This window comes from Geothermobacter ehrlichii (genome assembly GCF_008124615.1).
GTDB classification, from domain to species: domain Bacteria; phylum Desulfobacterota; class Desulfuromonadia; order Desulfuromonadales; family Geothermobacteraceae; genus Geothermobacter; species Geothermobacter ehrlichii.
The window spans coordinates 74,393-97,798 of sequence record NZ_VNIB01000006.1 but is presented as its reverse complement, the minus strand read 5'-3'; the positions used below and the strand labels follow the sequence as shown (position 1 = coordinate 97,798).

General features: G+C 62.7%; 24 protein-coding genes. 12 read left to right on the top strand and 12 right to left on the bottom strand.

Translation table 11 applies throughout. The features are described 5' to 3' along the window. Positions 1 to 136: 136 nt before the first annotated feature. The 3 genes from odhB to EDC39_RS08045 all read right to left on the bottom strand — a co-directional run bounded on the left by odhB (position 137) and on the right by EDC39_RS08045 (position 4,431). The gene (gene odhB / locus EDC39_RS08055; RefSeq protein WP_148895868.1) at positions 137 to 1,297 is read right to left on the bottom strand and encodes a 2-oxoglutarate dehydrogenase complex dihydrolipoyllysine-residue succinyltransferase; all 1,161 of its coding nucleotides are present in this window, start codon (positions 1,295 to 1,297) and stop codon (positions 137 to 139) included. A gap of 38 nt (positions 1,298 to 1,335) precedes the next feature. Further along, positions 1,336 to 4,014, bottom strand: a complete 2,679-nt coding sequence (locus EDC39_RS08050; protein WP_148895867.1) for a 2-oxoglutarate dehydrogenase E1 component — start codon at positions 4,012 to 4,014, stop codon at positions 1,336 to 1,338. A gap of 174 nt (positions 4,015 to 4,188) precedes the next feature. Further along, on the bottom strand, positions 4,189 to 4,431 hold the full coding sequence (locus tag EDC39_RS08045) for a GSU3473 family protein (protein WP_148895866.1): 243 nt from the start codon (positions 4,429 to 4,431) through the stop codon (positions 4,189 to 4,191). A gap of 126 nt (positions 4,432 to 4,557) precedes the next feature. Between EDC39_RS08045 and EDC39_RS08040 the strand changes: the two genes are divergently transcribed. Next, positions 4,558 to 4,947: a Gfo/Idh/MocA family oxidoreductase gene (locus EDC39_RS08040; RefSeq protein ID WP_148895865.1), complete on the top strand. Its 390-nt coding sequence runs from the start codon at positions 4,558 to 4,560 to the stop codon at positions 4,945 to 4,947. 110 nt (positions 4,948 to 5,057) lie between these two features. Here EDC39_RS08040 and trxB read toward each other — a convergent pair whose 3' ends face one another. The 5 genes from trxB to EDC39_RS08015 all read right to left on the bottom strand — a co-directional run bounded on the left by trxB (position 5,058) and on the right by EDC39_RS08015 (position 8,545). Continuing rightward, positions 5,058 to 5,996: a thioredoxin-disulfide reductase gene (trxB, locus tag EDC39_RS08035; protein WP_148895864.1), complete on the bottom strand. Its 939-nt coding sequence runs from the start codon at positions 5,994 to 5,996 to the stop codon at positions 5,058 to 5,060. Then, on the bottom strand, positions 5,983 to 6,858 hold the full coding sequence (gene lipA / locus EDC39_RS08030; protein ID WP_148895863.1) for a lipoyl synthase: 876 nt from the start codon (positions 6,856 to 6,858) through the stop codon (positions 5,983 to 5,985). Before lipA ends, trxB begins: the two co-directional genes overlap by 14 nt. A gap of 115 nt (positions 6,859 to 6,973) precedes the next feature. Beyond that, positions 6,974 to 7,132 carry a rubredoxin gene (gene rd, locus EDC39_RS08025; protein ID WP_148895862.1) on the bottom strand — a complete coding sequence of 53 codons (159 nt, stop codon included), beginning with the start codon at positions 7,130 to 7,132 and terminating at the stop codon, positions 6,974 to 6,976. A 29-nt stretch (positions 7,133 to 7,161) separates the two neighbouring features. After that, on the bottom strand, positions 7,162 to 7,824 hold the full coding sequence (gene elbB / locus EDC39_RS08020) for an isoprenoid biosynthesis glyoxalase ElbB (protein WP_148895861.1): 663 nt from the start codon (positions 7,822 to 7,824) through the stop codon (positions 7,162 to 7,164). A gap of 124 nt (positions 7,825 to 7,948) precedes the next feature. Then, a complete protein-coding gene (locus EDC39_RS08015) occupies positions 7,949 to 8,545 on the bottom strand; it encodes a cupin domain-containing protein (protein ID WP_148895860.1) in 597 nt (198 codons plus the stop codon). 157 nt (positions 8,546 to 8,702) lie between these two features. On the opposite strand from EDC39_RS08015, the gene EDC39_RS08010 reads away from it, so the two are divergent. The 7 genes from EDC39_RS08010 to EDC39_RS07980 all read left to right on the top strand — a co-directional run bounded on the left by EDC39_RS08010 (position 8,703) and on the right by EDC39_RS07980 (position 15,036). Then, complete coding sequence (locus tag EDC39_RS08010) at positions 8,703 to 9,620, top strand: DMT family transporter (protein WP_148895859.1); 918 nt, start codon at positions 8,703 to 8,705, stop codon at positions 9,618 to 9,620. After that, positions 9,620 to 10,354 carry an HAD family hydrolase gene (locus EDC39_RS08005; protein WP_148895858.1) on the top strand — a complete coding sequence of 245 codons (735 nt, stop codon included), beginning with the start codon at positions 9,620 to 9,622 and terminating at the stop codon, positions 10,352 to 10,354. The genes EDC39_RS08010 and EDC39_RS08005 overlap by 1 nt, the downstream gene beginning before the upstream one ends. 200 nt (positions 10,355 to 10,554) lie before the next feature. Beyond that, a complete protein-coding gene (locus tag EDC39_RS08000; protein WP_148895857.1) occupies positions 10,555 to 10,824 on the top strand; it encodes a hypothetical protein in 270 nt (89 codons plus the stop codon). Continuing rightward, on the top strand, positions 10,825 to 11,856 hold the full coding sequence (locus EDC39_RS07995; RefSeq protein WP_148895856.1) for an RluA family pseudouridine synthase: 1,032 nt from the start codon (positions 10,825 to 10,827) through the stop codon (positions 11,854 to 11,856). Then, a complete protein-coding gene (gene pgeF, locus EDC39_RS07990) occupies positions 11,853 to 12,647 on the top strand; it encodes a peptidoglycan editing factor PgeF (protein WP_148895855.1) in 795 nt (264 codons plus the stop codon). Before EDC39_RS07995 ends, pgeF begins: the two co-directional genes overlap by 4 nt. A gap of 186 nt (positions 12,648 to 12,833) precedes the next feature. Further along, positions 12,834 to 13,052 (top strand): hypothetical protein, encoded by a 219-nt coding sequence (locus tag EDC39_RS07985; RefSeq protein ID WP_148895854.1) that lies wholly within the window; start codon positions 12,834 to 12,836, stop codon positions 13,050 to 13,052. 448 nt (positions 13,053 to 13,500) lie between these two features. Then, positions 13,501 to 15,036, top strand: coding sequence for a sensor domain-containing diguanylate cyclase (locus EDC39_RS07980; RefSeq protein WP_187426712.1), 1,536 nt, complete (start codon positions 13,501 to 13,503; stop codon positions 15,034 to 15,036). Between the two features lie 127 nt (positions 15,037 to 15,163). Here EDC39_RS07980 and EDC39_RS07975 read toward each other — a convergent pair whose 3' ends face one another. Together EDC39_RS07975 and trkA are read right to left on the bottom strand one after the other, a co-directional pair. After that, on the bottom strand, positions 15,164 to 16,606 hold the full coding sequence (locus tag EDC39_RS07975) for a TrkH family potassium uptake protein (RefSeq protein WP_148895852.1): 1,443 nt from the start codon (positions 16,604 to 16,606) through the stop codon (positions 15,164 to 15,166). Next, positions 16,603 to 17,961, bottom strand: a complete 1,359-nt coding sequence (gene trkA, locus EDC39_RS07970; protein ID WP_148895851.1) for a Trk system potassium transporter TrkA — start codon at positions 17,959 to 17,961, stop codon at positions 16,603 to 16,605. Before trkA ends, EDC39_RS07975 begins: the two co-directional genes overlap by 4 nt. 147 nt (positions 17,962 to 18,108) lie before the next feature. On the opposite strand from trkA, the gene EDC39_RS07965 reads away from it, so the two are divergent. Both EDC39_RS07965 and EDC39_RS07960 read left to right on the top strand, forming a co-directional pair. Further along, a complete protein-coding gene (locus EDC39_RS07965; protein ID WP_148895850.1) occupies positions 18,109 to 18,405 on the top strand; it encodes an HNH endonuclease in 297 nt (98 codons plus the stop codon). A 202-nt stretch (positions 18,406 to 18,607) separates the two neighbouring features. After that, positions 18,608 to 21,001 carry a putative bifunctional diguanylate cyclase/phosphodiesterase gene (locus tag EDC39_RS07960; protein ID WP_187426711.1) on the top strand — a complete coding sequence of 798 codons (2,394 nt, stop codon included), beginning with the start codon at positions 18,608 to 18,610 and terminating at the stop codon, positions 20,999 to 21,001. On the opposite strand, the gene EDC39_RS07955 is transcribed toward EDC39_RS07960, so the two are convergent. After that, complete coding sequence (locus EDC39_RS07955; RefSeq protein ID WP_148895848.1) at positions 20,965 to 21,621, bottom strand: YkgJ family cysteine cluster protein; 657 nt, start codon at positions 21,619 to 21,621, stop codon at positions 20,965 to 20,967. The genes EDC39_RS07960 and EDC39_RS07955 overlap by 37 nt on opposite strands. Positions 21,622 to 21,847: 226 nt before the next feature. Beyond that, entirely contained in the window at positions 21,848 to 22,339 is a 492-nt protein-coding gene (locus tag EDC39_RS07950) for a ferritin-like domain-containing protein (protein WP_148895847.1), read from the bottom strand. Between the two features lie 241 nt (positions 22,340 to 22,580). Between EDC39_RS07950 and EDC39_RS07945 the strand changes: the two genes are divergently transcribed. Together EDC39_RS07945 and EDC39_RS15745 are read left to right on the top strand one after the other, a co-directional pair. Next, the gene (locus EDC39_RS07945; RefSeq protein ID WP_148895846.1) at positions 22,581 to 23,060 is read left to right on the top strand and encodes a hypothetical protein; all 480 of its coding nucleotides are present in this window, start codon (positions 22,581 to 22,583) and stop codon (positions 23,058 to 23,060) included. A gap of 203 nt (positions 23,061 to 23,263) precedes the next feature. Further along, positions 23,264 to 23,395, top strand: a complete 132-nt coding sequence (locus tag EDC39_RS15745) for a hypothetical protein (protein ID WP_281289743.1) — start codon at positions 23,264 to 23,266, stop codon at positions 23,393 to 23,395. Positions 23,396 to 23,406: the final 11 nt, after the last annotated feature.

Sequence of the window (23,406 nt, the reverse complement as noted above, 5' to 3'; positions counted from 1 at the left end):
CCTCGTCCCTCGAAACTCGACGTACTGACTTGAGTGCGTCTCGTTTCCCGGGGGGCGGGAAGTTTGCTGTCCGGGCCTTTTTGACCGGCCCGGGTTGTCAATAGTTTCGGGCCCGGCGTCTGCCGGGCCCTTTGCATCAGAGCCCGAGATGCCCGGCCTCTGCCTGCTCGAGCTGCTCCCTGACCCGTTTCAGAAAGCCGACCGCCTGCCTGCCGTCGATCAGCCGGTGATCGTAGCTGAGAGCGAGGTACATCATCGGGCGGATGACGATTTCGCCATCGACCACGACCGCCCGCTCCTGGATGTTGTGCATGCCCAGCACCCCGGTCTGCGGCGGATTGATGATCGGTGTGCTGAGCATCGAGCCGTAGACGCCGCCGTTGCTGATGGTGAAGGTCCCCCCCTCCAGGTCGGCCAGGGTGATGCGGTTGGTTTGCACCCTGTCGGCGAAGTCGCGGATCGTCTTTTCGATCTCGGCCGGGGAAAGGCCGTCGGCATCGCGGATGACCGGCACCACCAGTCCCTTTTCGCCGCCGACGGCGATGCCGATGTCGTAGAAGTGCTGGTAGACGATGTCGTCGCCGTCGATGCGGGCGTTGACCTCGGGAACCTCTTTCAGGGCGTTGACCACTGCCCGGACGAAGAAGGACATCAGGCCCAGCTTGACGCCGTGTCTGGCCTTGAAGGCTTCGCCGTGCTCGCGCCGCAGTTGCAGAATCCGGCTCATGTCGACCTCGTTGAAAGTGGTGAGCATGGCAGTCTGTTGCCGCGCGGCGAGCAGGTGGGCGGCGATCTTGCGCCGGATAGGGGTCATCGGCACCCGGGTGACGCGATCGTCATCGACTTTTTGGGGCAGATCGAGACTCGGTATGGCCGGACCGCCTTGGGGGGCCGGTTTTTCCGCTTCAGCTGGTCGGTCGGTTGCCGATTTTGCCACCGGTTGCGGGGCGGCAGCGGGGACAGGAGTCGGCGCTGAAACAGGAGCGGGACTTTCTTTTGCAGCTGATGCGGCCGGGATCTCGGCTTCGGGCGCCCCGGACTTTTCCACCGGTGCCTCTTTGTCTGCCCCGCCCTCCTCGATACGGGCGATGACGGCGCCGATCTTCACCGTGTCGCCTTCGGCGGCGGCGAGATGAATGGTGCCGGCGGTTTCGGCGTGCAGTTCGAGAGAGATCTTGTCGGTTTCCAGCTCGCATAAAAGGTCGTCTTTGGCGACCTGGCTGCCGTCGGCGACATGCCATTTGGCGATCTCGGCCTCGAAGATCGATTCTCCCACTTCCGGGACGATGATATCCATGATGTTTCCTTCCCCCTGGACGGTTGTCGGCGAACAGGTCACAGGCTGAACGCCTTGCTGATCAGTTTCTTCTGTTCGCGCACATGCTGCCGGTGGCTGCCGACGGCGGTGGCCGCCATCGCCGGTCGTCCGACATAGACCGGCTCTTTCCCCAGCAGGGCGGTCAGGCGTGGCCGCAGGTGGCTCCAGGCTCCGCCGTTGGCCGGCTCTTCCTGCACCCAGGCGAAGGTTTCCGCCTTCGGGTAGCTCTGCAGGGCCTGGGCGAGAAGATCCTCGCGCAACGGATAGAGCTGTTCGATGCGCACCAGGGCGACGTCGTCCCGCTCTTCGTCCCGCCGGCGCGCCGCCAGCTCGAAGTAGATCTTGCCGCTGCACAGCAGGATCGTGCGCACCGCCTTTTTCGCCGCCGAATCAGTCAGGATCTCCCGGAAGCGTCCCTGGCTCAGCTCCGCCAGGCTCGAGCGGCAATCCGGGTGGCGAAGCAGGCTCTTCGGCGTGAAGACGATCAGCGGCCGTCGCCACGGAACCTTCATCTGCCGGCGCAGCAGGTGGAAGAACTGCGCCGGCGTGCTGGGGAAGACCACCTGCAGGTTGTGGTCGGCGCAGAGTTGCAGGTAGCGCTCGATGCGGGCGCTGGAGTGTTCCGCCCCCTGGCCCTCGTAGCCGTGCGGCAGGAACATCACCAGGCCGCTGGTGCGGTCCCATTTCGAGCCGCTGCTGCTGATGAACTGGTCGATGCTCACCTGGGCACCGTTGGCGAAGTCGCCGAACTGGGCTTCCCAGATGGTCAGTCCTTCGGGCATTTCCAGGGAATAGCCGTATTCGAAGCCGAGAACCGCGTTTTCCGACAGCATGCTGTTGTAGACCTGGATCGGAGCCTGGGTCGGCGAGAGAAAGCCGAGCGGTACGTAGGGCTGGTCGTTGGTGGTGTCGATGAGCACGGCATGCCGATGGTTGAAGGTGCCGCGGCGGCAGTCCTGGCCCGAGAGGCGGATGGGGGTGCCTTCGGTCAGCAGGGTGGCGAAGGCCAGGGCTTCGGCCGTCCCCCAGTCGATGCCGCTGCCTTCTTCGGCCATGCGTCTGCGGGCTTCCAGCAGGCGGACGACTTTCGGATGCGCCGAGAAACTTTTCGGTATGCTGCTGAGACGGACGGCCAGCTTGCGCAGGATGTTTTCGGGAACGCCGGTGGTGATCTCCACCGGTTCGTAATGACGCTGGATGTTGCTCCATTTGCCGCGGTAGCCGGCACCGATCGGCACGCTTTCCCCACCCAGCGCCTCTTCCAGCCGGGCGTTGATGGCGTCGGCCTGGGCCCTGATGGCGGCCGGATCGATCCCTTCCTCGATCAGTCGGGCGGCATAGACCTCGTGCACCGGCGGGCGCCGGCGGATCTTTTCGTACATCAGCGGCTGGGTGAAAGACGGATCGTCCCCTTCGTTGTGTCCCTGACGGCGGTAGCAGATGATTTCGATGATGACGTCACGGCCGAATGTCTGCCGGTATTCGACGGCCAGCCGGGCGACATGGGCGGCCGCTTCCGGATCTTCGCCGTGTACATGGAAGATGGGCACCATCAGCATCTTGGCCACGTCCGTGGCGTAGGGGGTGGAACGGGCGTGCTGTGGCGAGGTGGTGAAGCCGATCTGGTTGTTGAGAACGACGTGAATGGTGCCGCCCACCTGGTAGCCGTCGATCTGCGACAGGTTGAGGGTTTCGGCGACCATCCCCTGGCCGGCGAAGGCGGCGTCGCCGTGGATCAGTACCGGCAGCACCTTTTTGCGGCCGCCGGGACCGTAGTTGCTGTGTCTGGCCCGGCACTTGCCGATGACCACCGGATCGACCGCTTCCAGGTGACTGGGATTGGAGGCGATCGACATGTGCAGTTTTCTGCCGTTGGGAAATTCCCGGTCGCAGGAATAACCCTTGTGATACTTGACGTCCCCCTCGCCGACGAAGGCGAGTTCGACGTTGTCGGTGAACTCGGCGAACATGTTCGGCAGCGGCTTGCCGAAGATGTTCGCCAGCACGTTCAGCCGGCCCCGGTGCGCCATGCCGAGGATCAGATCGCAGACACCGCTCGCCGCCGCATTGCGGGTGATCTCGTCGAGCAGCGGGATCATTGTTTCTCCCCCTTCGAGGGAGAACCGTTTCTGGCCGAGAAAGCGGCGGTGGAGAAAGATTTCGAACAGGCCCGCCTCCTGCAGCTTGCGCAGGATGGCGAGTTTTTCGTCAGGGTTCAGTTGCAGCCGGTTGCCGCTCTCCTCCATTTTTCGGCGCAGCCATTCCCGTTCGGTCTGGTCCTGGATGTGCATGAACTCGACGCCGACGGTACGGCTGTAGGTCTGCCGCAGCCGGTCGAGAATCTGGCGCAGGGTGGCGCCGTTCGGGACGAGATCACCGGGGTGAAAGACGCTGTCGAGGTCGCTCTGTTCCAGGCCGAAGGTCTCGGGCGCCAGGGCGGGATGGGGCGGCGGGCAGGGGTCGAGAGGATCGGTGCAGGCCTGCAGATGACCGATTTCGCGGTAGCGCTGGATCAACAGCTCGACGGCGGCCTGTTTGCGGACAAGATCGCGGGGAGCGGCGTCTCCATCGTGGGCGGCTATCTCGAAGCCGGAAAAGAAGGCCCGCAGATCGTCGGGCACACTGGCGGGATCGTCGCGCCAGAGTCGGTACTGGTTTTCCAGCCACTCCGGGCCGGCGTTGGCTAGGATGTCCATGGTGGGTGCGGTAATGTCCTCGCAAGGGGTAAGAAACCGATTTTACAGACGATTATATCAGCCGCGGGTGGGCTTTCAATGGGCGGTGACCCGGCTGGACGGGGAGAGGCGAAAACAGGGACCGACAGGGAGGGGGCGGGATGGCCAATGGCGTTTCTCAGGATGGAGCCGTCGTCACGACTTTGGCGGGCGGGACATCTCGTCGAGCCGGGCCAGGATCTGGGCATAGACCATGCCGGCCCTGCGCTCCGGCTGTACGGGGTCCGGGGGCGTCTGTCGTCTGACAGGGTCGGTTTCGACATCGACCCAGCCGCTGGATCGTCTGAAGGCGACGATCGTTCCCCGGGCAATCAGGGCATCGAGCTGCCGTGAGGTGATCTGCCCGGAGCGTCCGTTTCTGTATCTGACCCTGATCATGCGCTCGCCCCTTTTTTGTGCGGCACGGCCTGTTCTTCAATCATAGCACGGCCGGCGCTTTTTTTTCCCGGCGTCTCTGGTAATCTGAAATGGGAGTGCAGGTTGGCGGTGCGAAAGGGGGGCGGCATGGAGCAGGTCACCGTAGCTCTGATCGGTGCCGGCAGGACGGGGGCGACCTTCCTGCGGGAGATGCTCAAGTACGATTACATCCGGATCGTGGGGGTCTGCGACCTGGAGGAGTCGGCCCCCGGTCTTCAGCTTGCCAGGAACGAGGGCATCGACACGACCCTCGATCCGATGGAAATTCTGGCCCTGGGTGAGTCGATCGATATCATGGTCGATCTGAGCGGCGATCTCTGTTTCAAACGCAAGATCAAGGATTATTTCGAGCGCATCGACAACACGCACACCATCATCATGCACGAGCTGATCGCCCGGCTCTGCATCAGCCTGGCAACCCGCCAGAACCAGCTCGTACCGACAGTTCATCCCGAAGATACCGGCATCGGCTACTGACAGGACGGTTTCCGTTATAGCCGCCTGCGCTCTTTTCGCCCGGTTCTCCCATCGGTTTTCCGGTCTTCTTGTCGGCCGCCGCCTTGCCGGTGGGGGGCCGGCTCCGAAGATCAGTTTCCCTTCAGGCTTTCGAGGAAGCGCTCGGCCTGCATCGCCGCCTGGCAGCCCGTACCGGCGGCGGTGATGGCCTGGCGGAAATGGGCGTCCTGGACGTCGCCGGCGGCGAAGACGCCCGGCACGCTGGTCTGGCAGCCGTCCGTGGTGACGATGAAGCCGTCCGGAGTCAGTTCGAGCTGATCCCGGAACAGGCCGGTGTTCGGATCGTGGCCGATGGCGACAAACAGCCCGTCGCAGGCGAGTTCCGTTTCTTCGTCCGTCTGCAGGTTCTTGATGCGGATGCCGGTCACGCCGCCGGCGTCGGTGAGAATGCGACGGACGGTACAGTTCCAGATGAAATCGATTTTCGGATTGTCCAGCGCCCGTTTCTGCATCGGCGGCGAGGCGCGCAGGCTGTCGCGACGGTGCACCACCGTCACCTTCTCGGCGAAGCGGGTGAGAAAGACCGCGTCTTCCATGGCCGTGTCGCCGCCGCCGACCACCACCACCCGCTTGCCCCGGTAGAAGAAGCCGTCGCAGGTAGCGCAGACCGAGACGCCGCGGCCGTAGAGCTCGACCTCGCCCGGCAGGCCGAGCTGCCGGGGCGTGGCTCCGGTGGCGACGATCAGACTGTCGCAGGTCGCGCTCCGGTCCTCGAAGTGGATCCGGAAGGGATGCCTGTCCAGTTCGACCGGGCTGGCGCTGCCGTCAAAGAAGCAGGCGCCGAAGCGTTCCGCCTGTCGACGCATGCGGTCCATCAGTTCGTTGCCGTCGATCCCTTCGGGGAAGCCGGGAAAATTCTCGATTTCGGTGGTGCCGGTGAGCTGGCCGCCGGGTTGCTGGCCGGTGATGACCAGAGGTTCGAGCTGTGCCCGGGCGGCGTAGATGGCGGCCGTCAGGCCGGCGGGACCGCTGCCGAGAACAATGGTGCGGCAGTGTTCACTGATGGCCATGTTCTGCCTCCAGATGCTGTTCTTCGGCCTGATAGGAAGAACGGACGAGGGGGCCGGATGCGACATGTTCGAACCCGAGCCGCAGGCCGATCGCCTTCAGCTCGGCGAATTCCTCCGGAGGAAGGTAGCGGGCGACCGGCTGGTGCGTGCGGGTCGGCTGCAGGTACTGGCCGAGGGTCAGCCGGCCGCAGCCGGCCTGGCGCAGGTCGCGCATCACCTGCAGCAGTTCGCTGCGCTGCTCGCCCAGCCCGAGCATCAGGCCCGATTTGGTCGGAATGCCAGGGGCCCGTTCGGCCGCCTGCCGCAGAAGTTCGAGCGATCGGCGGTAGTCGGCGCCGGCACGCACCGTCGGATAGAGCCGGGGAACGGTTTCCAGGTTGTGACCGAGGATGTCCGGCCGGCTGTCGAGAATGACCTGCAGTGCGTCGTGGTTGCCGGCCAGGTCGGGAATCAGCAGTTCGATGCGACAATCCGGCAGGCGGTTTCTGATTTCGCGGGTCACGGCGGCGAAGGCTGAGGCGCCGCCGTCGGCGAGGTCGTCCCGGGTTACCGAGGTGATGACCGCATGGCGCAGTTTCAGCTCGGCAATCGCCGCCGCCACCCGTGCCGGCTCCTCCGGATCGACCGGCAGCGGAGGGACGCCGGTGACGTTGCAGAAGCGGCAGTCGCGGGTGCAGTGGTCGCCGAGGATCATGAAGGTCGCCGTGCCCCGGTTCCAGCATTCTCCCTGGTTGGGGCAGGCGGCGCTGCGGCAGACCGAGTGCAGTCCCTGTCGGCGGTGGTAACGGTCGATGCGGGCGAAATTGCTTCCGGCCGGAAAGCGTACCTTGAGCCAGTCCGGTTTGCGGGGAGGTCGGTTCATGCTGTCGATCCGGGGCAGGGGCGGTGGTGTGGTCCGCCGTGGTCAAAAAGATTGTCGGGCATCAATCCAAACGCCCCGCCGAAAGCGGCGGGGCGTTTGGCGAAGGACGGTTCACTCAGACCTTTTCGAAATTCGACTTGTCGGCGCCGCACAAGGGGCAGACCCAGTCGTCGGGCAGGTCTTCGAAGGCGGTGCCGGGAGCGACGCCGTTGGCCGGATCGCCTTCGGCCGGATCGTAGATGTAGTCGCAAATGACGCAACGGTACTTGTCCATCGGCCTGAACCTTTCTTTCTTGAGGGCTGTCAGATCAGCTCGAGCAGAGCCTTGACCGTCTTTTCGATGCCTTCGGCCGCTTCGGCGATGCCGCCGGCAAGCATGTAGGCCGGAGTGCTCACGATCTTGTTGTCGCGGTCGATGACGAAGCTGGTGCAGGGGCAGTCGATATGGGAGGCACCCATCTTCTTCACGGCGGCGGCGGTGTCGGCGTCGTTGCCGATGGTGAGCTGGTGTGTCAGCTTGTCCTCGCCGAGAACGCGGGCGACCAGGGCCGGGGCGATGCAGACGGCCGCCAGCGGTTTTTTGGCGGCGACGATCTCCCTGATCAGGCGGGCGACTTCGGGATTGACCTCGCATTCCGGGCCCTTGATGGCAAAGTCGCACAGGTTCTTGGCGGCGCCAAACCCTCCCGGCAGGATGAGGGCGTCGAGTTCGTCCGCCTTGACCGTGGCGATGTCCCGGATGTTGCCGCGGGCGATGCGGGCCGATTCGACCAGGACGTTGCGGCTCTCCCCTTCGGCCGGTTCGCCGGTCAGGTGGTTGACGACATGCATCTGCTCGATGTTCGGCGCCATGCAGATCGCCTCGGCTCCGTTCCGGTCGAGAGCCAGCAGGGTGATGACGGCCTCGTGGATTTCACTGCCGTCATAGACACCGCAACCCGAAAGAATGACACCTACCTTTGCCATGGCGAACCTCCTGTCCTGTGTGTTTTTTTTCCGGTTGGCCGCACAGGCCGGGCGGGATGTCGCTGACGGCGGCAACCGGCCTGCAGGCAATGTTAGACGACGCCGGGGGCTTGTCAAGACCGGGTCAGGCTTCCCGGGAGTAGAGAACGACAATCGCCCTGGGCGGGGTTTCGCTGACGGCGATGTAGCCGTGCGGCTCGTTCGAGTCGTAGAAGAGGGAGTCGCCGGCCTTCAGGTGCATGGCCCGGTCGCCGTAGCGGAACTCCACCTCGCCCTCGAGCAGGTAGAGAAACTCCTGTCCTTCGTGGCTGACCAGCAACCCCTCTTCCCAGTTGCGGGCCTGGAATTCCATCAGAAAGGGTTCGATGTTGCGGTCCCTCTTGCCATAGGCCAGGGAATGATAGATGTAGGGTGGCGATCCGCCGCGGCTCAGGCCACGCTGGATCAGCTTGCGGCTTTCGCCGGAACGCACCAGGATACATTTTTCGCTGGCGCTCTCTTCCTGGAAAAAGTTTTCGATCCTGACCTTGAAGGCCTTCGAAATGCGCAGCAGGGTGGCGAGCGGCGGAATGACCTGGTCGTTCTCGATCTGTGACAGCAGAGGCTTTGACAGCCCGGTCTGATCGGCGAGATCCTGCAATGTCATGCGGCGGTTCTGGCGCAGACGGCGAACCTTGAGGCCGATCTGTAATTCTTTGACTTCTTCCCTGATATCATTCATAACCATAAGACCTTGCAGATGTTTTTTCCTGTTTAGCCTGTCGCGGGCGTTGTCGTCAAGAAATTACTGACATCAAACAGGTATTTGAAGGCTTTCAACGCCGGTCGTCGGCGGGAGCGGCGGCGGGCGACGGATTCGGGATTCGCAGTCAGGAAGAATGAAGGACAGACCGGGCAGTTTCAATCGACAGCCACTGGACGCGGGCGCCTGCTTTCTGCTGGTGCTGCCGCCTTTGTTCTGGGCCGGCAACGTGGTACTGGCGCGCGGCGTCGTCGATCTCATCCCGCCGGTCACCCTCTCCTTTCTGCGCTGGGCCGGCGCCCTGTTCTTCATTGCCCCCCTGACCCTGCGCCGGGTCTGGCGCGACCGGTACCGGCTCCTGGCCGGCTGGCGCAACCTGCTTTTGACAGCCCTGCTCGGCATCGCCAGCTTCAACACCCTGCTCTATACCGCCACCCGGACCACGACCGCCCTCAATTGCGCCCTGATGCAGTCGATCATGCCCGTCGCCATCATCGTCTGCTGCTTTTTTCTCTATGGCGACCGCATCAGCCTGCGGCAGTTTCTAGGTGTCGGACTCTGCTGTGCGGGAGCGGTCTGGATCGTTCTGCACGGCGACCCGGCCGCCCTGTTGCGGCTCGATCTGGTCGAGGGCGATTTGCTGATGCTGATCGCCATCGTTTCCTACGCGCTCTATTCGGCCCTGCTGCGCGGGAGGCCGCCGGTGCACCCCCTGAGCTTTCTGACGGTGATCATCGCCCTGGGCACGCTCATGCTGGTCCCGCTCTTTGTCTGGGAGCTGGGAAGGGTCGAACCGCCGGAGGTCACCCTGCCGGTGGTTGGCAGCGTGCTCTATGTCGCCATCTTTCCGTCTCTGGTCGCCTATTTCTGCTGGAACCGGGGCGTCGAGCGGCTGGGAGCCAACCGGGCCGGACTCTTCATCAATCTCATACCGGTCTTTGCCGCCGGCATGGCGGTGCTGTTTCTCGGCGAGAGCTTTCACGGCTATCATCTGGTCGGCATTCTGCTGGTGGTGGCCGGCATGATTCTCTTCCATCGGCGGGGAGGCGGCTGATGCAGGAGGCGGCGCGCAGGCTGAGGGCCCGACGGCTGAAACTGCTCCTGTTCGACCTCGACGGGACCCTGTTGCGGGTCGAGATGCACCGGTTCATCCCCGCCTACCTGGCTGGAATCGCCGCCCGTCTCGACGGAGAACTGCCGCCGGCTGATTTCCAGCGCCTGGCGCGCAAGGGGATCCGCCTGCTCCTTTCCGCCGGAGACGGCAGGATGACCAACGCCGAGCGCTTCTTCGGTTTTCTGAGCGAAAGCAGCGGGCTGCCGGTTGCCCGGCTGGCGCGCGCGGTCGAAGATTTCTGCCGTGATGGCTTGGCGACGCTTCGCCCCCTGGTCGAGGCGGTGCCGACCGCCAGTGCACTGCTGGACGCCGCCTTCGCCACCGGGTGCCGGGTCGTGGTGGCGACCAACCCGGTCTTTCCGAAGGCGGCGATCGACGCCCGTCTTGCCTGGGCGGGACTTGACGGCTACCCTTTCGATCTGGTGACTGACTGGGACCGCAGCCGGTACTGCAAGCCGCAGCAAGATTATTTTCACGACCTGCTGCGACACTTTGCCGTCGCCCCGGAGCAGGTGCTGATGATCGGCAACGACACCGGTCACGACATGGCGGCCGGCCAGATCGGCATCGCGACCTTTCTGGTCGATTCCTGGCTGATCGAACGGGAGGAATCCTTCCCGGCCGACCTGCGGGGAGGGCATGCCGAACTGCTGACCCTGCTTCGTTGCCTGTGACGCGGTATGCTTTGACATTTTTGAATCCTTTAAGTAACCTGCAGCAGATAGTGTCGGGGCAGATCTTTTGGCAGCCTGGAGTGAGAGCTGAATACGCCGAAGGCGCTGTTTCAAGTGTCGGTGATCTGTGCTAAGGTTTGCGGGGCGAACCGTTGTGCTGGTGCGGCGGTGCCCGATTCTCTGTCCGGCAGGGAGGATGCATGGCTCGTCTGGTCGACAATCCGGAACTGGCGTTTCGCCTGGCCAGGGCAATCATTTCCGACATTGCCCTTTACAATCAGGACAAGGTCAGGGAAGGCATCAAGAACGACAACATCTTCGAGCTGCTCGAAGAGGAACTGCAGGAAGGGCGTGAACACTTCCACTCGCGGGTTTCTCCAGATCTTTCCAACCGCGATCATCTCTACGACCGGGCGGTGGTCGACGTCATGATCCGCCAGGCCGGCAAGATCGAGAGTTCCATCTGGTAAATGGCGGAGCCGATCCGCTTGCTGTTCGCTCCGGGGCGGGAACCGGAGCGGCTCGATCGTTTTCTGGCGGCCGAGCTTACCGATTTTTCCCGCGCCCAGATCCGTAAACTGATCGATGACGCCAGGGTCGAAGTCGCGGGGGCGGCCGTCAAGGCCAGCCTGAAGCTGCGGGGCGGCGAAGAGATTCTGGTCCGACCCGTCGACCCCGAACCGATCGTCGCCCTTCCCGAAGATATCCCCCTGAAGATTCTTTACGAGGACAGCGACCTTGTCGTGATCGACAAGCCCGCGGGGATGGTCGTGCACCCGGCGCCGGGCCATGCTTCGGGAACCCTGGTCAATGCCCTGCTGCATCATTGCCGGGATCTGGCCGGAATCGGTGGCGAACTGCGGCCGGGCATCGTTCATCGCCTCGACAAGGACACCTCCGGGGTCATGGTGGCGACCAAGACCGACCGGGCCCACCAGGATCTGGCCGAGCAGTTCCGGCGGCACAGCATCCGCCGCCGCTACCTGGCCCTGGTGCACGGCCATGTGCAGCGTGATCGCGGTGTCGTCGACAGCCCCATCGGCCGGCATCCGGTCGACCGCAAGCGCATGAGCGGCCGGGCGCGGCGCGGCCGGCGTGCGGTGACCCGCTGGGAGGTGTTGCGGCGCTTCGACCAGGACAGGCTGACCTGGCTCGAGCTGACGCTGGAAACGGGGCGGACTCACCAGATTCGGGTTCATTTTTCGGAAATGAATCTGCCTCTGGTTGCCGATCCGGTTTACGGTCAGCCGCGACGGGCGCGAGCTCTCGCCGACCCGGTGCTGCGGCGGCTTGTCGAGGGGCTGAAACGGCAGGCGCTGCACGCACGGCTGCTCGGTTTCCGGCATCCGGTCAGCGGTGAACAGCTCGAATTCACCAGCCCCCTGCCGGACGATATCGGCCGGATTCTCGATTATCTCGACGACAAGTACGGACTTGCCGAATCGACCCGGGATGCGGTTGGTTCCTGGCAGGTCGATTGCGACGAAGGCGAAACGGCATGAAACTCAGACGCAAAGGCAAGATCAGTTATCTGGCACCGGACTGGAGCAGCGACAGGCTGCCGGCTGGATTCACCACCCGCAACGGCGGCGTCAGCCGCGCCCCCTTCAATTCACTCAATCTGGGACTGAACACCGAGGATCTGCGGGCCAACGTGGAGGGGAACCGGGCGACCCTGACCCACGCCTTCGGGCTCGAGCCGCACCAGTTACTGACGGTCCGCCAGGTGCATGGGGACCATATTCTGCTGATCGACCAGCCGAATCCCGACCTGAGCCATTTTCAGCAGGTCGAGTGCGACGCCATTATCAGCAACCAGCCCGGCATGCTGATCGGCATTCTTGTTGCCGACTGCTTTCCGGTTCTGCTCGCTGCTCCGGGAAAAAGGGTGGTGGCCGCTGTTCATGCCGGCTGGCGGGGCGTGGCGGCCAGGCTGATCGAACGGACCGTCGAGGCTCTGGCCAAACAGCTGCAGGTCTTTCCCGAAGAGCTGGTGGCGGCGGTCGGACCGGGAGTCTGTGCCGACAGTTACGAGGTCGATCGGCCGGTGCGCGAAGCCTTTCGGCGTGCCGGCATTGCCTGGAACGACATCGCCCGCGAGACGCGCCTTGGCCACTGGCAGCTCGATCTTCGCCAGGCCTGCCTGCAGCAGCTCGCCTCCGCCGGCATCGCCGACGACTGCATCGAGGCTGCCGGGCAGTGTACCTGCTGCCACAAGGAGCTCTTCTTCTCCCATCGCCGTGACCGGGGGCGAACCGGCCGGCAGCTGGGTTTCATCGGTTGTCCCGGGTGAGGGGGGGCATCCGGCCCTTTTTGAGCAGCCTGGTTGTCAACAGCGACCGGTCGCCTGATGGTGGCCGGTTATTTTTTTTTGCCGGCGGAGGATGGATTTGAGAAAAATGTGAGAACCCGCTGCTATAAATGGAGCCGCAGACTGCAATGGTCGCTGGCCGCAACCGGCGAAACAGGAGAGCTTAAGATGGAACGCTGTGAATTCATCGAGCAATGCGGTTTCTATCAGCGCTTCGCGACCAAGAACAGCGCCGCCTGGCGGGGGCTGTTCGATTCCTACTGTTGCGGCAGACTGGTCCGCTATTGCGAGCGTTACCGGCTCTACCGGTCGGAAACGGTCAGTTTCAGCGACGACATGATGCCCAATGGCAGGAACGTTCCCAGCGCGTTCAAATTGCTGCTGTAAGTTCGGTTGGGGGCGGCTGTCGGGTATCGTGCGCCGGCAGGGAGGTTCCACGGGTTTGATTGCCAGTTCCGGATTTTCCGGTTTCCGGGATGGAGGAGGGGTTCCGGAAGCCCGGAAAAGGGGCCATCAGGCCTTGTCCGGAGGGGGGGCCCCACCTTCATCAAGGTGGGGCCAGGCATTTTTAAAAAATTTTTTGGGCCGGAGCTGAAAATTTGAGATCTTTTTGAGATTTTCATTCTAGACTCGAGCTACCTTTTTCATTTCCTTTTGCAATGTGCAGAGGGGTTCGCGGGTGTCCCGGCCCGGTTCCCCTCCTTTTTTTTGTATTTTCACGCCTTTTGGCCGCCGTTGCCTTTCCCGTTGCCGTCCGTGAAAAAAAAGCATGGATTCCGGTGTCCTTCTGCCGATAAGGAGAAGGAACCAATTTTTTTCGTCAGGAAGAACAATCATGACCATTGAAGGCCTGATAAGCCAGCGGTTGCGTTTGCCTTCGCCACCGGCGATCGCGGTGAAGATTCTCGAGGCGGTCAAGCAGGACAATGTTTCCATGGGGCAGTTGGCCGACATCATCGCCTCCGATCCGGCCCTGACCGCCCGCTTGCTGAAAATCGCCAATTCGAGCATGTATTCCCTGCGCTACCCGGTGGCCAGCATCGACAAGGCGCTGACCGTTCTCGGAGTCAACGTCCTGAAGAACATCGCCCTGTCCTTCGTCATTTCCGAGGAGCTGCGCGGCTGCGGAGAAGAAGGTTTCGACATCGACTACTTCTGGCGACGGGCCGTCACCATGGCGGTGGCGGCAGAGCTGGTGGCCAAGTTCGTCGGCCAGCCCAACGACGAGGCCTTTGTCACCGGGCTGGTGGCGGATATAGGCATCCTGCTGCTGCAGCGCGACGATCCGGTGGTCTATCGCGAGCTACTCGACGAACATTGCCGGCGCGACGTTCCCGTTTCGGTGGTGGAGAAGGAGCGGTTCGGCTTCGACCACGCCGAGTTGACGGCCACCCTGCTCGCCAACTGGGGACTGCCGGACAAGGTGACGGTGCCGGTTCGCTTTCACCATGCGCCCGCCGAGGTGCAGGGCAAGTGGCAGGACACTGTCGAGGTGGTGCACCTCGCGGATCAGCTGTCGGCGATCTATCATGGCTCGGACATGGGTCGCAAGGTGAGCGAACTGCAGGCGCTGATGACGTCCCGTTTCGGTCTGTCCCAACCGGCGGTCACCATGCTGGTCGACAGCGTGGCGGAGAAGGCCCGCGAGGTTTTCGCCAGCTTCGATCTCGAACCCGGCGAGATGATGCCCTACTCGCAGATGCTGGAGGAGGCCAACGAGGAACTGCGGGAGATGAACCTGTCCTGCGAACAGCTGGTGATGGAGCTGAAGCAGGCGCGTGAGCGCAGCGAGCGACTGGCGGGGGAGTTGCGGCAGACCAATACCAGGCTGCGGGAGCTGGTTCTGCGCGACGGGCTGACCGGCCTCTACAACCACCGCTATTTTCAGGAGATGGTCGACCACGAAATCGAACGGGTGCGCCGTTACGGCGGCTGTTTTTCGCTGCTGATGTTCGATCTCGACCATTTCAAGGCGGTCAACGACCGTTTCGGTCATCCGGTGGGGGATCTGGTTCTGAAGAACATCGCCGAGGCGACGGTCGCAGCCGTCAGGGCTTCTGACATTGTCGCCCGTTACGGCGGCGAGGAATTCGCCGTCATTCTGCCCCATGCCGATTCCGCGGGGTTGCGGGTTTTTGCCGAGCGCCTGCGGCGGACCATCGAGAGCCTTGCGACCGAGATAGGCGGCGAAAAGATCCGGGTGACCGTCAGTCTCGGCGGCACCGTCTTCGAGGCCGGCAGTTCCCACCTGGAGAAGCTGACGGTCATCGACACCGCCGACCGGGCACTCTATCAGTCCAAGGCGCTGGGACGCAACCGGGTCACCATCTTTCCGCTGGAGGGGAGCCGTCGCAACGGCACCGAACACTGATTTCAGGGCTTGCGGCCAGCCGTAAAAGGTCCGGGTGCGGGGTTTCGAATCCGCTGGGCATTTGTCGATCGAATGCCGTGGGATGGGAAAGCGCTGCATCCGGATTTTTATTTTGGGGGCTGTCCGGCTATTTTCGCCAGAAAGTGGGAAAGAGCAGCACCAGCACGGTGAAGATTTCCAGTCGGCCGAGCAGCATGCAGAGAATCAGTACCGCCTTGCCGAACGGGGCGATGTGGGCGTAGTTGTCGACCGGACCGACACTGCCCAGTCCCGGACCGATGTTGCCCAGGGTGGCCGCCACCGACATGCCGGCCGATACCAGGTCGAGGCCGGTCCCGGCCATGATGAAGGAGGCAATGACGAAGATGCCGATGTAGAGGGCGAAGAAGCCGAGGATCGACTGCATGACATCGCGGTTGACCGGTACGTTTCCGAGCTTGACCAGCCTTACCGCCCGCGGATGGATGAGACGGAAGATCTGCACGTGGGCGTGCTTGAACAGCAGCAGAATGCGCAGCACCTTGATGCCGCCGCCGGTCGATCCGGCGCAGCCGCCGATGAACATCAGAAAGGCGAGCAGGTACTGGGCGATGACCGGCCACTGTTCGTAGTCGGCTGTTCCGAACCCGGTCGTGGTCAGGATGGAGGTGGCCTGAAAGGCGCTGTAGCGCAGGTTGTCGATCAGGGAACCGTAGATCCGGCCCTGGTTGGCGATGACCAGCAGCAGGGTGGCAGCCAGGGTGATGCCGAGATAACAGCGGAATTCCTCGTTTTTCCAGAAATCGCGCCAGCGGCCGCGCAGGGCGTGATAGTGCAGGCTGAAATTGACGCCGGCCAGGAACATGAACAGGGTGATGATCCAGTCGATGTAGCTGCTGTCAAAGGCGCCGACCGAAGCGTTGCGGGTGGAGAAGCCGCCGGTGGCAAGGGTGGCGAAGGCGTGGCAGAGCGCCTCGTAGAAGTTCATTCCGCCGAGCATCAGCAGCAGGGTTTCGACCATGGTCAGCAGGACATAGACCCCCCAGAGAAGTTTGGCGGTATCCTGGATGCGTGGTTTCAGCCGGTCAGCAGTCGGGCCGGGAACCTCGGCCTTGAACAGCTGCATACCGCCGACTCCGAGCATGGGCAGGATCGCCAGGGAGAGGACGATGATGCCCATGCCGCCGAGCCAGTGGGTCAGGGCGCGCCAGAGCAGAATGCTTTCGGGCAGCCCCTCGATCCGGGTCAGGATGGTCGCCCCGGTGGTGGTGAAGCCGCTCATGGTCTCGAAGACGGCGTCGATGGGGTTGCTGATGGTGCCGCTGAAGAGGAAGGGAAGGGCGCCGAAGGCGGAGAAGAGGATCCAGGAGAAGGAGACGACGGCGAACCCTTCCCGCAGGGAGAGTTCGTTTTCAGTCCGGAAGAGAAAGAAGAGGGTTGCCCCGGCAACCGCCGACAGCAGGGCGGAGAGCAGCAGGGCGGCGGTGGCTCCGTCGCCGAAATAGAGGGAAAAAGGGACCGGAAAGAGCAGGGTTCCGGCCAGAAAGATCAGCAGGGCGCCGAGCAGGCGCAGGGTCAGGCGAACGTTCATGGGCCGGCGAAAAAGGTCTCGACCTTGCTGACGGCGCCGGGCAGGGCGAAAACCACCACCCTGTCTCCTTCCCGGATTCGCGAGGCGCCGGTGGGAATTTCGTACTCGTCTCCGCGGACGATGGCGCCGACGATGGCGCCCTGCGGAAAGTTGAGGTTTGCCAGTTCGGTGCTGGTCACTTGGCTTCCCTTCTGTGCCTGCAGCTCCAGCACCTCGGCGTTGCTTCCCTCGATGGCGGCGATGGAGATGACCTCTCCCCGGCGGACATACTTGAGGATGGCGCTGGCGGCGGCGATGCGTGGCGAGACGCAGGCGTCAATGCCCAGGGAGGGTGCCAGGTTGAGCAGTTCCGGCTGGTTGACCAGGGTCAGGGTGCGCTTGACGCCGTGATGCCTGGCCAGCAGGGAACAGAGAATGTTGCTTTCGTCGTTTTCGGTGACGGCGACGAAGAAATCGGCTTCGGCGATTCCTTCGTCGGCCAGGGACTGGATATCGGTTCCCTCGGTGTGGATGACCAGGGAGCGCCTCAGTTTCGCCGAGATCTGCTCGCAGCGTTTTTCGTCCCGGTCGATGATGCGGATGTCGTACCCCAGTGCCTCAAGGTCACCGGCCACGTGCAGCCCGATATGTCCGCCGCCGAGAATGAAGGCCCGAGGCCGGCGGGATTTCTTCTCTTCCTTCTGTTCCAGCATGTACTGGATGGCGGGCAGATCGTTCTGGTGGGCGATGATGAAGATGCGGTCCCCCGCCTGGATAGTGTCGTTGCCGCGAGGGATGATGGTCTTGCCGTCGCGCTCGATGGCGGTGACGACGAAACGGTAGATCCCCTTCAGCTCTCCCAGTTCGCGCAGGGTCAGGTCGCACAGGGGACTTTCCCGGGTGATACGGTAGCCGAGGAACTGGATCTTGCCTTCGACGAACTCGGCGACATCGAAGGTTCCCGTTCTGCGGACGAGCTTGACAATCTCTTCGGCGACGGCGTCCTCGGGGTTGATCAGCAGGTCGATGCCGAGTTTTTCCTTGGAGAGCACCGCCCGCCGGCCGCTGTATTCGATGCTCTTGACGCGGGCCACCAGTGTCGTAACACTGTATTCGCGGGCCAGCAGGCAGGCCAGGATGTTGACCTCGTCCTGGTTGGTGACGGCGATGAAGATGTCGGTCTGCTTGATTCCCGCCTGTTCGAGTACCTCGGCACTGGCGCCGTTGCCCTCGATGCCGAGAACGTTGAGCCGGTCCTCAACCCTTTTCAGCTGTTCGGGATTGCGGTCGACCAGCGTGACCTCGTGCCCCTCGAGAGAGAGCCTTTCGCAGAGAAAGTAGCCGACCTGCCCGGATCCGATAATCAGAATTTTCATCGCTTGTCTGGGTCGCTGTTCCGGGCGGTATCATGCCGCCCGAAGTTGGAAGCTCATTTAATGGCACAAATCGGGACGTTAGGCAAGCCGGCAGTCCTTGCCCGGTGCCGGCGTCTCACGTAGAATGCCGGCCAGGGAGCCTGATCGATGACCTTCTTTTTCGAAGCGAGTGAAGAGCATATCCGCCGGGAAAGGGCCCGGGCGCGGGAACTGCGCCGCAGCCAGTGGTGGAAGAACCGGATCGCCAGGGGCATCTGCCACTACTGCCAGGCCAGGGTCGATCCCAAGGAGCTGACCCTCGACCATGTGGTGCCGCTGGTGCGCGGGGGACGCAGCACGCGGGGGAACTGCGTGCCGGCCTGCAAGGCGTGCAACAGCCGCAAGCAGTCGATGCTGCCGGTCGAATGGGAAGAGTACCTGGAGCGGTTGCGCCGCGAACCGTAAGTTTTGGTCAAAAGGCCATATCTTCTGTCCTTTGCCGCCAAAATGCCATTGAATGGGCGTTTGGGCCGGGCAATGGTTGTGAAAAACTTGGCGGCGATTTTGCATGTCTTTACTGACAGGCTTTTCTGTTTTGGCCGGTCCCTCCGATGTAAACGAAGAGTCAGGGGGCCGACTTCTGGACCTGGCGGAAAGGATGGACGGATTGAAAAGGCCGGAACACGACATGCCCGCCGACGGCTGGTCCTTTTTCCAGTCGCATCTCGCCGGTGACGACAACGGCCGAAGCGCCCGTTTCGCCGATGCCAGGGAGCGCAATCATCTCGTTGTCCGTGCCCGCTGGCTGATCCTTCTTCTGTTCGGTCTCTACGGCATGGTGGCCGCCCTGCTCTTTTCTTCGAGCAGCTACGGTTTTTTTGTCACCGACCGGCAGGTTCTCATCCTCTGTCTGGCCGCAGTGGTGGTTCTGGTCTATAACGCACTGCTGTACTGGCGCTACGAAAGCCTTTCCACCCTTCCCGGCATCAACGCCCTGCAGATCGTTCTCGACCTGAGCCTGGTCTCGTTGCTCATCCATTTCAGCGGCGGCGCGGCGAGCTGGTTCTGGCCCGTCTACCTGGTGGTTTCCATCGAGGCGGCGGTGCTGCTCGAGAGGCGTCGCTACGTCATCGCCGTCGGCCTGCTCGGTTCGCTCGTCTACGGACTGATGCTGCTGTTCGAGTACCGGGGTGTCCTGCCGCCGGTAAAGATGCCTTTTGTCGACCAGGCCTTGCATCGGGATCCTCTTTTCCTGGTACTGATGTGGTCCTGGGTGGCCGTTCTCAATGCCACGGTGGCCATGATCAGCGCCTTTCTCATGCGGGTGATCCGGCAGGAGAACCGCACCGCCCGCGAGAGCAGAGAACGACTGGTCGAGTTTCTCGACAACGCCAACGATCTCATTTTCTGCGTGCGGTCCGACGGTCGGTTCGTCTACGCCAACCGGGTCTGGTACCAGGCGCTTGGGTACGCTCCGGAACATCTGGCCGGTTTGCGGTTTACCGATGTGCTGGCCAAGGAGGAGCGCGGCCGCTGCCTGATGGCTATCCAGGAGGCTCTGCGAGGCGATGGCAGTGGTGGCAGTATCGAGGGGCGTTTTTTCGGTCGGGACGGCCGGGTGATACATGTCGAGGGCAGTGTTACCTGCAGCCGCCAGGGAGGAGAAATGCTCGCCTGGGGCATTTGCCGGGACGTGACCGAGCGGATGCGGGCGCAGGAGCAGCTCTACTACCTGGCGCATCACGACAGCTTGACCGGCCTGCCCAACCGGATGCATTTCATCGAGCAGCTGCAAGGGGCGCTGGCCATGGCGCGCAGGCTGAAGAAGGAGCTGGCCGTGCTTTTTCTCGATCTCGACCGCTTCAAGATCATCAACGACACTCTGGGACATGCCGCCGGCGACGAACTGCTGATGGAAACGGCGTCGCGACTGAAGGGACTGCTGCGGGAGTCGGATTGCGTCGGCCGCATGGGGGGAGACGAGTTCGCCATTGTGCTGGGCAACCTGCAGCAGCCGCAGGATGCCGAAAAGGTGGCCGGCAAGATTCTCGAGGTGCTGGCCGAACCGGTGGTCGTCAACGGCCATGAGCTCTTCATTACCACCAGCATCGGCATGGCCTTCTTCCCTCGGCATCATCAGGATCCGGAGGAGCTGGTCAAAAAGGCGGACATCGCCATGTACGGAGCCAAGGCCCAGGGGCGCAACAACTGCATGGTCTACCACGAGGCTCTCGATCAGGACAGCGAAAAGCGGATGATCATCGAAGGGAGCATCCGTCGGGCCCTGGAGCGGAATGAATTCCGCATCCACTACCAGCCCAAGGTGCAGGTACAGGAGGAGCGGGTTTCATCCTTCGAGGCGCTGATCCGCTGGAAACATCCGGAACTGGGGCTGCTGCCGCCGGCCGAGTTCATTCCCCTGGCGGAGGAGACCGGACTCATCTTCGCCATTGGCGACTGGGTTCTGGATCAGGTCTGCCGTCAGTTGCGTCGCTGGCTCGACGAGGGACTGGCCCCGGTTCGGGTAGCGGTCAATCTTTCCGGCTACCAGCTGCAGCAGCAGAATCTGGTCGGGCAGATTCGCCAGGTGCTCGATCGTTACGATCTGCCGCCGGAGTGTCTCGAGATCGAGATCACTGAAACCGTGGTGATGCAGAATCCCGATTTCGCTGTTGCCGTTTTGCGACAGATGAAGGAAATCGGCATTCACATTTCCATTGACGATTTCGGCACCGGCTATTCATCCCTGTCTCATCTCAAGCGTTTTTCCGTCAACACCCTCAAGATCGACCGGTCTTTCGTGCGCGAGGTCGATCGCAACACCACCGATGCCGCCATCGCCAAGGCGATCATCGCCATGGGACAGAGCCTCGATCTGAACGTGATCGCCGAGGGGGTCGAAACCGAGGCGCAGCTCGAATTTCTCAAGCGGCACCAGTGCAACGAGATCCAGGGCTTTCTCTTCAGCCGTCCTGTCGAGGCGGAGATGGCGACACGCATCCTGCGTGAAGGTCTGATCGCCCTTCAGCAGCAGTCTTCGGAAGTTCTGCCCACCGGCTGATTCAGTTTGCGGTCGAGGGCGGTAATCAGTGGGATACTCCGGTTGTCCCGTCCAGTTGCGGCCAGGGCATCGGCCAGCCCGAGGAAAGCTGCCTCGAACAGTTCCTTTTGCAACAGGTGAACCAGTACCGGCCGCTCCTCGCCGAGAGCGGCCAGGGCGATGGCGTCACGGCAGGACTGCCTGTCGGTCGAGGTCATGGCGCGGCAGAGCAGGGGGCGTACCGGATAGATGGTGCAGCTTTGCCTGTCGTCGAGAAAGGGGCAACGGACGCGGGTCAGCAGGCGTTCTTCGTCGTCGAGGCCGCCGACCCTGATCTGCAGCCGGCGGATGCGGCGGGCAAAAGCCTGGCATGCGTCACTGTCGAGTTTCTGTCGCAGATGCTGGAGAACGAGGGCCGTTTCCGCCTCGAGAACGGCGACGTTGACCTGGCAGCAGTCGCCGCAGCCAGGACCGCAGGCGATGGCGGCCCGGTTGTTTCTGAAGCGTTGGTTGAAGTTTTCGGCCAGGGCCTGTACGGCTTTTGCCGCCGCAGCCTGGTCGGCGGGGGCCTGGCGAAGAAAGGTCAGGGCCTGGTCGCGTACCTGGCGGCGAAAGCTTGGGGCGTCGAAGTTTTCGGTCATGGCCGTCCTCCGGGTCACCCGATTCGGGCGTGTTCTTGCCTCTCCGGATGACGGGAGAGGGCTTGCCGGCGCTGCCACGACCCTGCATATGGCCGGGCGTCAGTTGCTCCGGCGCAGTTCGTGCGGCCGGTAACAACGCGGCCTGCCCGTCAGAGGAGACGGACAGGCCGCGGACGGAATGGCCTGATCGATGCGGTTTTCCCCAGCCGGAAGTGAAGGGGGGGGATTACTCCCGGACGAAGGTATCGACGTCAGTATCGTGTACCATGCCCATCAGGCGGGCGTATTCGGCTTCGATCATCTGATAGTGAGCGTCGGTCGATTCGACGTTTTTGAGAAAGACGGCCTTGACCTCGGGGTCGTCGAACCTGTCGGCCATCTTCTTCAGATGTTCGGCCAGAGCTTTTTCCTTTTCCAGGGCCAGTTCCATCGCCTTGCGATCGTCAAAATCGGCGAACAGGTTCTTTTCCAGGTCGGTTAGCCAGTCGCCGGCCGCCGGCTCCTGCTCCATCAGGGTGTCGAAATCGGAAAGGTCGTCGCCGGTGTAGAGATCGTGGAACATTCTGGCGTGCTCCCGTTCCTCGCGGGCCAGCAGCTCGAAAGTCTGGCGGGCGCGGTCGTTTTTCATGTGCCGGGCGCCGAGGCGGTAGAAATCCATGGCGCTCTTTTCGGTCATGATCGAGCGCCGGACGGCATCCTGTACGGTCAGGCTATCCATGTGCATCTCTCCTTGGATTGAACCTGATCGGTGCGTTCGTCGACATGGAGGCACCGATTCGGCTTGGAATCCGGATGGTTTCCAGTTTTCCTAAGTTTGACCGAATCGGCTGACAAGTCAACCGCCGTTTCGGTCTTTTGGTCCGGCTGAAAAAATCTGTCAACCTTTTCCCGCTACCTTCGTCTATGGGAGCAAAGGACGCGACCTTGTCCCGAATACCCACAAAGACAGGAGGTAACAAATGAAATCGATGCTGACCCTTTTGACCCTGACGGTGCTTGTGACGACCCTGGCCCTGCCTGCGATGGCCTGGCAACGGCCCTCCCGTGGGGAATGGCGCCAGTTCCGTTCCGAACGGAGAGAGGCTCGCCATGATTTTCGCCAGGAGCGTCGTGCCGACCGGCGCAATTTCCGGCAGGATGTTCGTGGCGATGTCCGCGATTTCCGGCAGGAGCGCCGCCAGGACCGTCAGGTCTACCGCCGGGAGCAGCGGCAGAATTTCAGTGACCTGAAAAATGCCGACAACCGGAGCGAACGCCGGGAAGCCCTGCGGGAAATGCGGCAGGACCGGCGGGATTATCGGCAGGAGCGGCGAGAAGAACGACGTGAGCTGCAGGCCGACCTGCGCGACGACCGGCAGGACTACCGGCAGGAGCGGCGCGAAGCCCGGCAGGAATTCAGCCGGGAAAGGCGGGAGGACGTGAAGGAGCTGGTCGACTGAACGTCTGTGACCAGTTTGCCTAGTCAGCCAATCGGGCCCCCCGCGTCTCTGACGCGGGGGGCTTTTGGTGGGAGTGGTCAGTTGACATTGTTCTGCAGGTAGGGGCCGTAGCCGTCGCGGTCTTCCCGCTTGATATGTTCGACCAGCCATTTCTTGAGGAAGTTGAAGATCTCGGCCGGCATCAGGCGTTTGCCGGCCTGGAAATGCTGCTTGAACTCGTCGACCTGACGCAGGAAGTCCTGATGGATGGTGGCAAAGATGTGTTCAGGTTGTCGCGCATCATCTTCAGTGCCTTGCCAAGCACGTCCTTGTCCGAACTGAGTTCGATGTCGTGACTGAGATCGCC

Excerpts from the sequence above, each read along its gene's own strand:
- odhB (WP_148895868.1), bottom strand. The coding sequence starts at position 1,297 with ATGGATATCATCGTCCCGGAAGTGGGAGAATCGATCTTCGAGGCCGAG.
- EDC39_RS08050 (WP_148895867.1), bottom strand. The coding sequence starts at position 4,014 with ATGGACATCCTAGCCAACGCCGGCCCGGAGTGGCTGGAAAACCAGTAC.
- EDC39_RS08045 (WP_148895866.1), bottom strand. The coding sequence starts at position 4,431 with ATGATCAGGGTCAGATACAGAAACGGACGCTCCGGGCAGATCACCTCA.
- EDC39_RS08040 (WP_148895865.1), top strand. The coding sequence starts at position 4,558 with ATGGAGCAGGTCACCGTAGCTCTGATCGGTGCCGGCAGGACGGGGGCG.
- trxB (WP_148895864.1), bottom strand. The coding sequence starts at position 5,996 with ATGGCCATCAGTGAACACTGCCGCACCATTGTTCTCGGCAGCGGTCCC.
- lipA (WP_148895863.1), bottom strand. The coding sequence starts at position 6,858 with ATGAACCGACCTCCCCGCAAACCGGACTGGCTCAAGGTACGCTTTCCG.
- rd (WP_148895862.1), bottom strand. The coding sequence starts at position 7,132 with ATGGACAAGTACCGTTGCGTCATTTGCGACTACATCTACGATCCGGCC.
- elbB (WP_148895861.1), bottom strand. The coding sequence starts at position 7,824 with ATGGCAAAGGTAGGTGTCATTCTTTCGGGTTGCGGTGTCTATGACGGC.
- EDC39_RS08015 (WP_148895860.1), bottom strand. The coding sequence starts at position 8,545 with ATGAATGATATCAGGGAAGAAGTCAAAGAATTACAGATCGGCCTCAAG.
- EDC39_RS08010 (WP_148895859.1), top strand. The coding sequence starts at position 8,703 with ATGAAGGACAGACCGGGCAGTTTCAATCGACAGCCACTGGACGCGGGC.
- EDC39_RS08005 (WP_148895858.1), top strand. The coding sequence starts at position 9,620 with ATGCAGGAGGCGGCGCGCAGGCTGAGGGCCCGACGGCTGAAACTGCTC.
- EDC39_RS08000 (WP_148895857.1), top strand. The coding sequence starts at position 10,555 with ATGGCTCGTCTGGTCGACAATCCGGAACTGGCGTTTCGCCTGGCCAGG.
- EDC39_RS07995 (WP_148895856.1), top strand. The coding sequence starts at position 10,825 with ATGGCGGAGCCGATCCGCTTGCTGTTCGCTCCGGGGCGGGAACCGGAG.
- pgeF (WP_148895855.1), top strand. The coding sequence starts at position 11,853 with ATGAAACTCAGACGCAAAGGCAAGATCAGTTATCTGGCACCGGACTGG.
- EDC39_RS07985 (WP_148895854.1), top strand. The coding sequence starts at position 12,834 with ATGGAACGCTGTGAATTCATCGAGCAATGCGGTTTCTATCAGCGCTTC.
- EDC39_RS07980 (WP_187426712.1), top strand. The coding sequence starts at position 13,501 with ATGACCATTGAAGGCCTGATAAGCCAGCGGTTGCGTTTGCCTTCGCCA.
- EDC39_RS07975 (WP_148895852.1), bottom strand. The coding sequence starts at position 16,606 with ATGAACGTTCGCCTGACCCTGCGCCTGCTCGGCGCCCTGCTGATCTTT.
- trkA (WP_148895851.1), bottom strand. The coding sequence starts at position 17,961 with ATGAAAATTCTGATTATCGGATCCGGGCAGGTCGGCTACTTTCTCTGC.
- EDC39_RS07965 (WP_148895850.1), top strand. The coding sequence starts at position 18,109 with ATGACCTTCTTTTTCGAAGCGAGTGAAGAGCATATCCGCCGGGAAAGG.
- EDC39_RS07955 (WP_148895848.1), bottom strand. The coding sequence starts at position 21,621 with ATGACCGAAAACTTCGACGCCCCAAGCTTTCGCCGCCAGGTACGCGAC.
- EDC39_RS07950 (WP_148895847.1), bottom strand. The coding sequence starts at position 22,339 with ATGGATAGCCTGACCGTACAGGATGCCGTCCGGCGCTCGATCATGACC.
- EDC39_RS07945 (WP_148895846.1), top strand. The coding sequence starts at position 22,581 with ATGAAATCGATGCTGACCCTTTTGACCCTGACGGTGCTTGTGACGACC.
- EDC39_RS15745 (WP_281289743.1), top strand. The coding sequence starts at position 23,264 with ATGCTGCTTGAACTCGTCGACCTGACGCAGGAAGTCCTGATGGATGGT.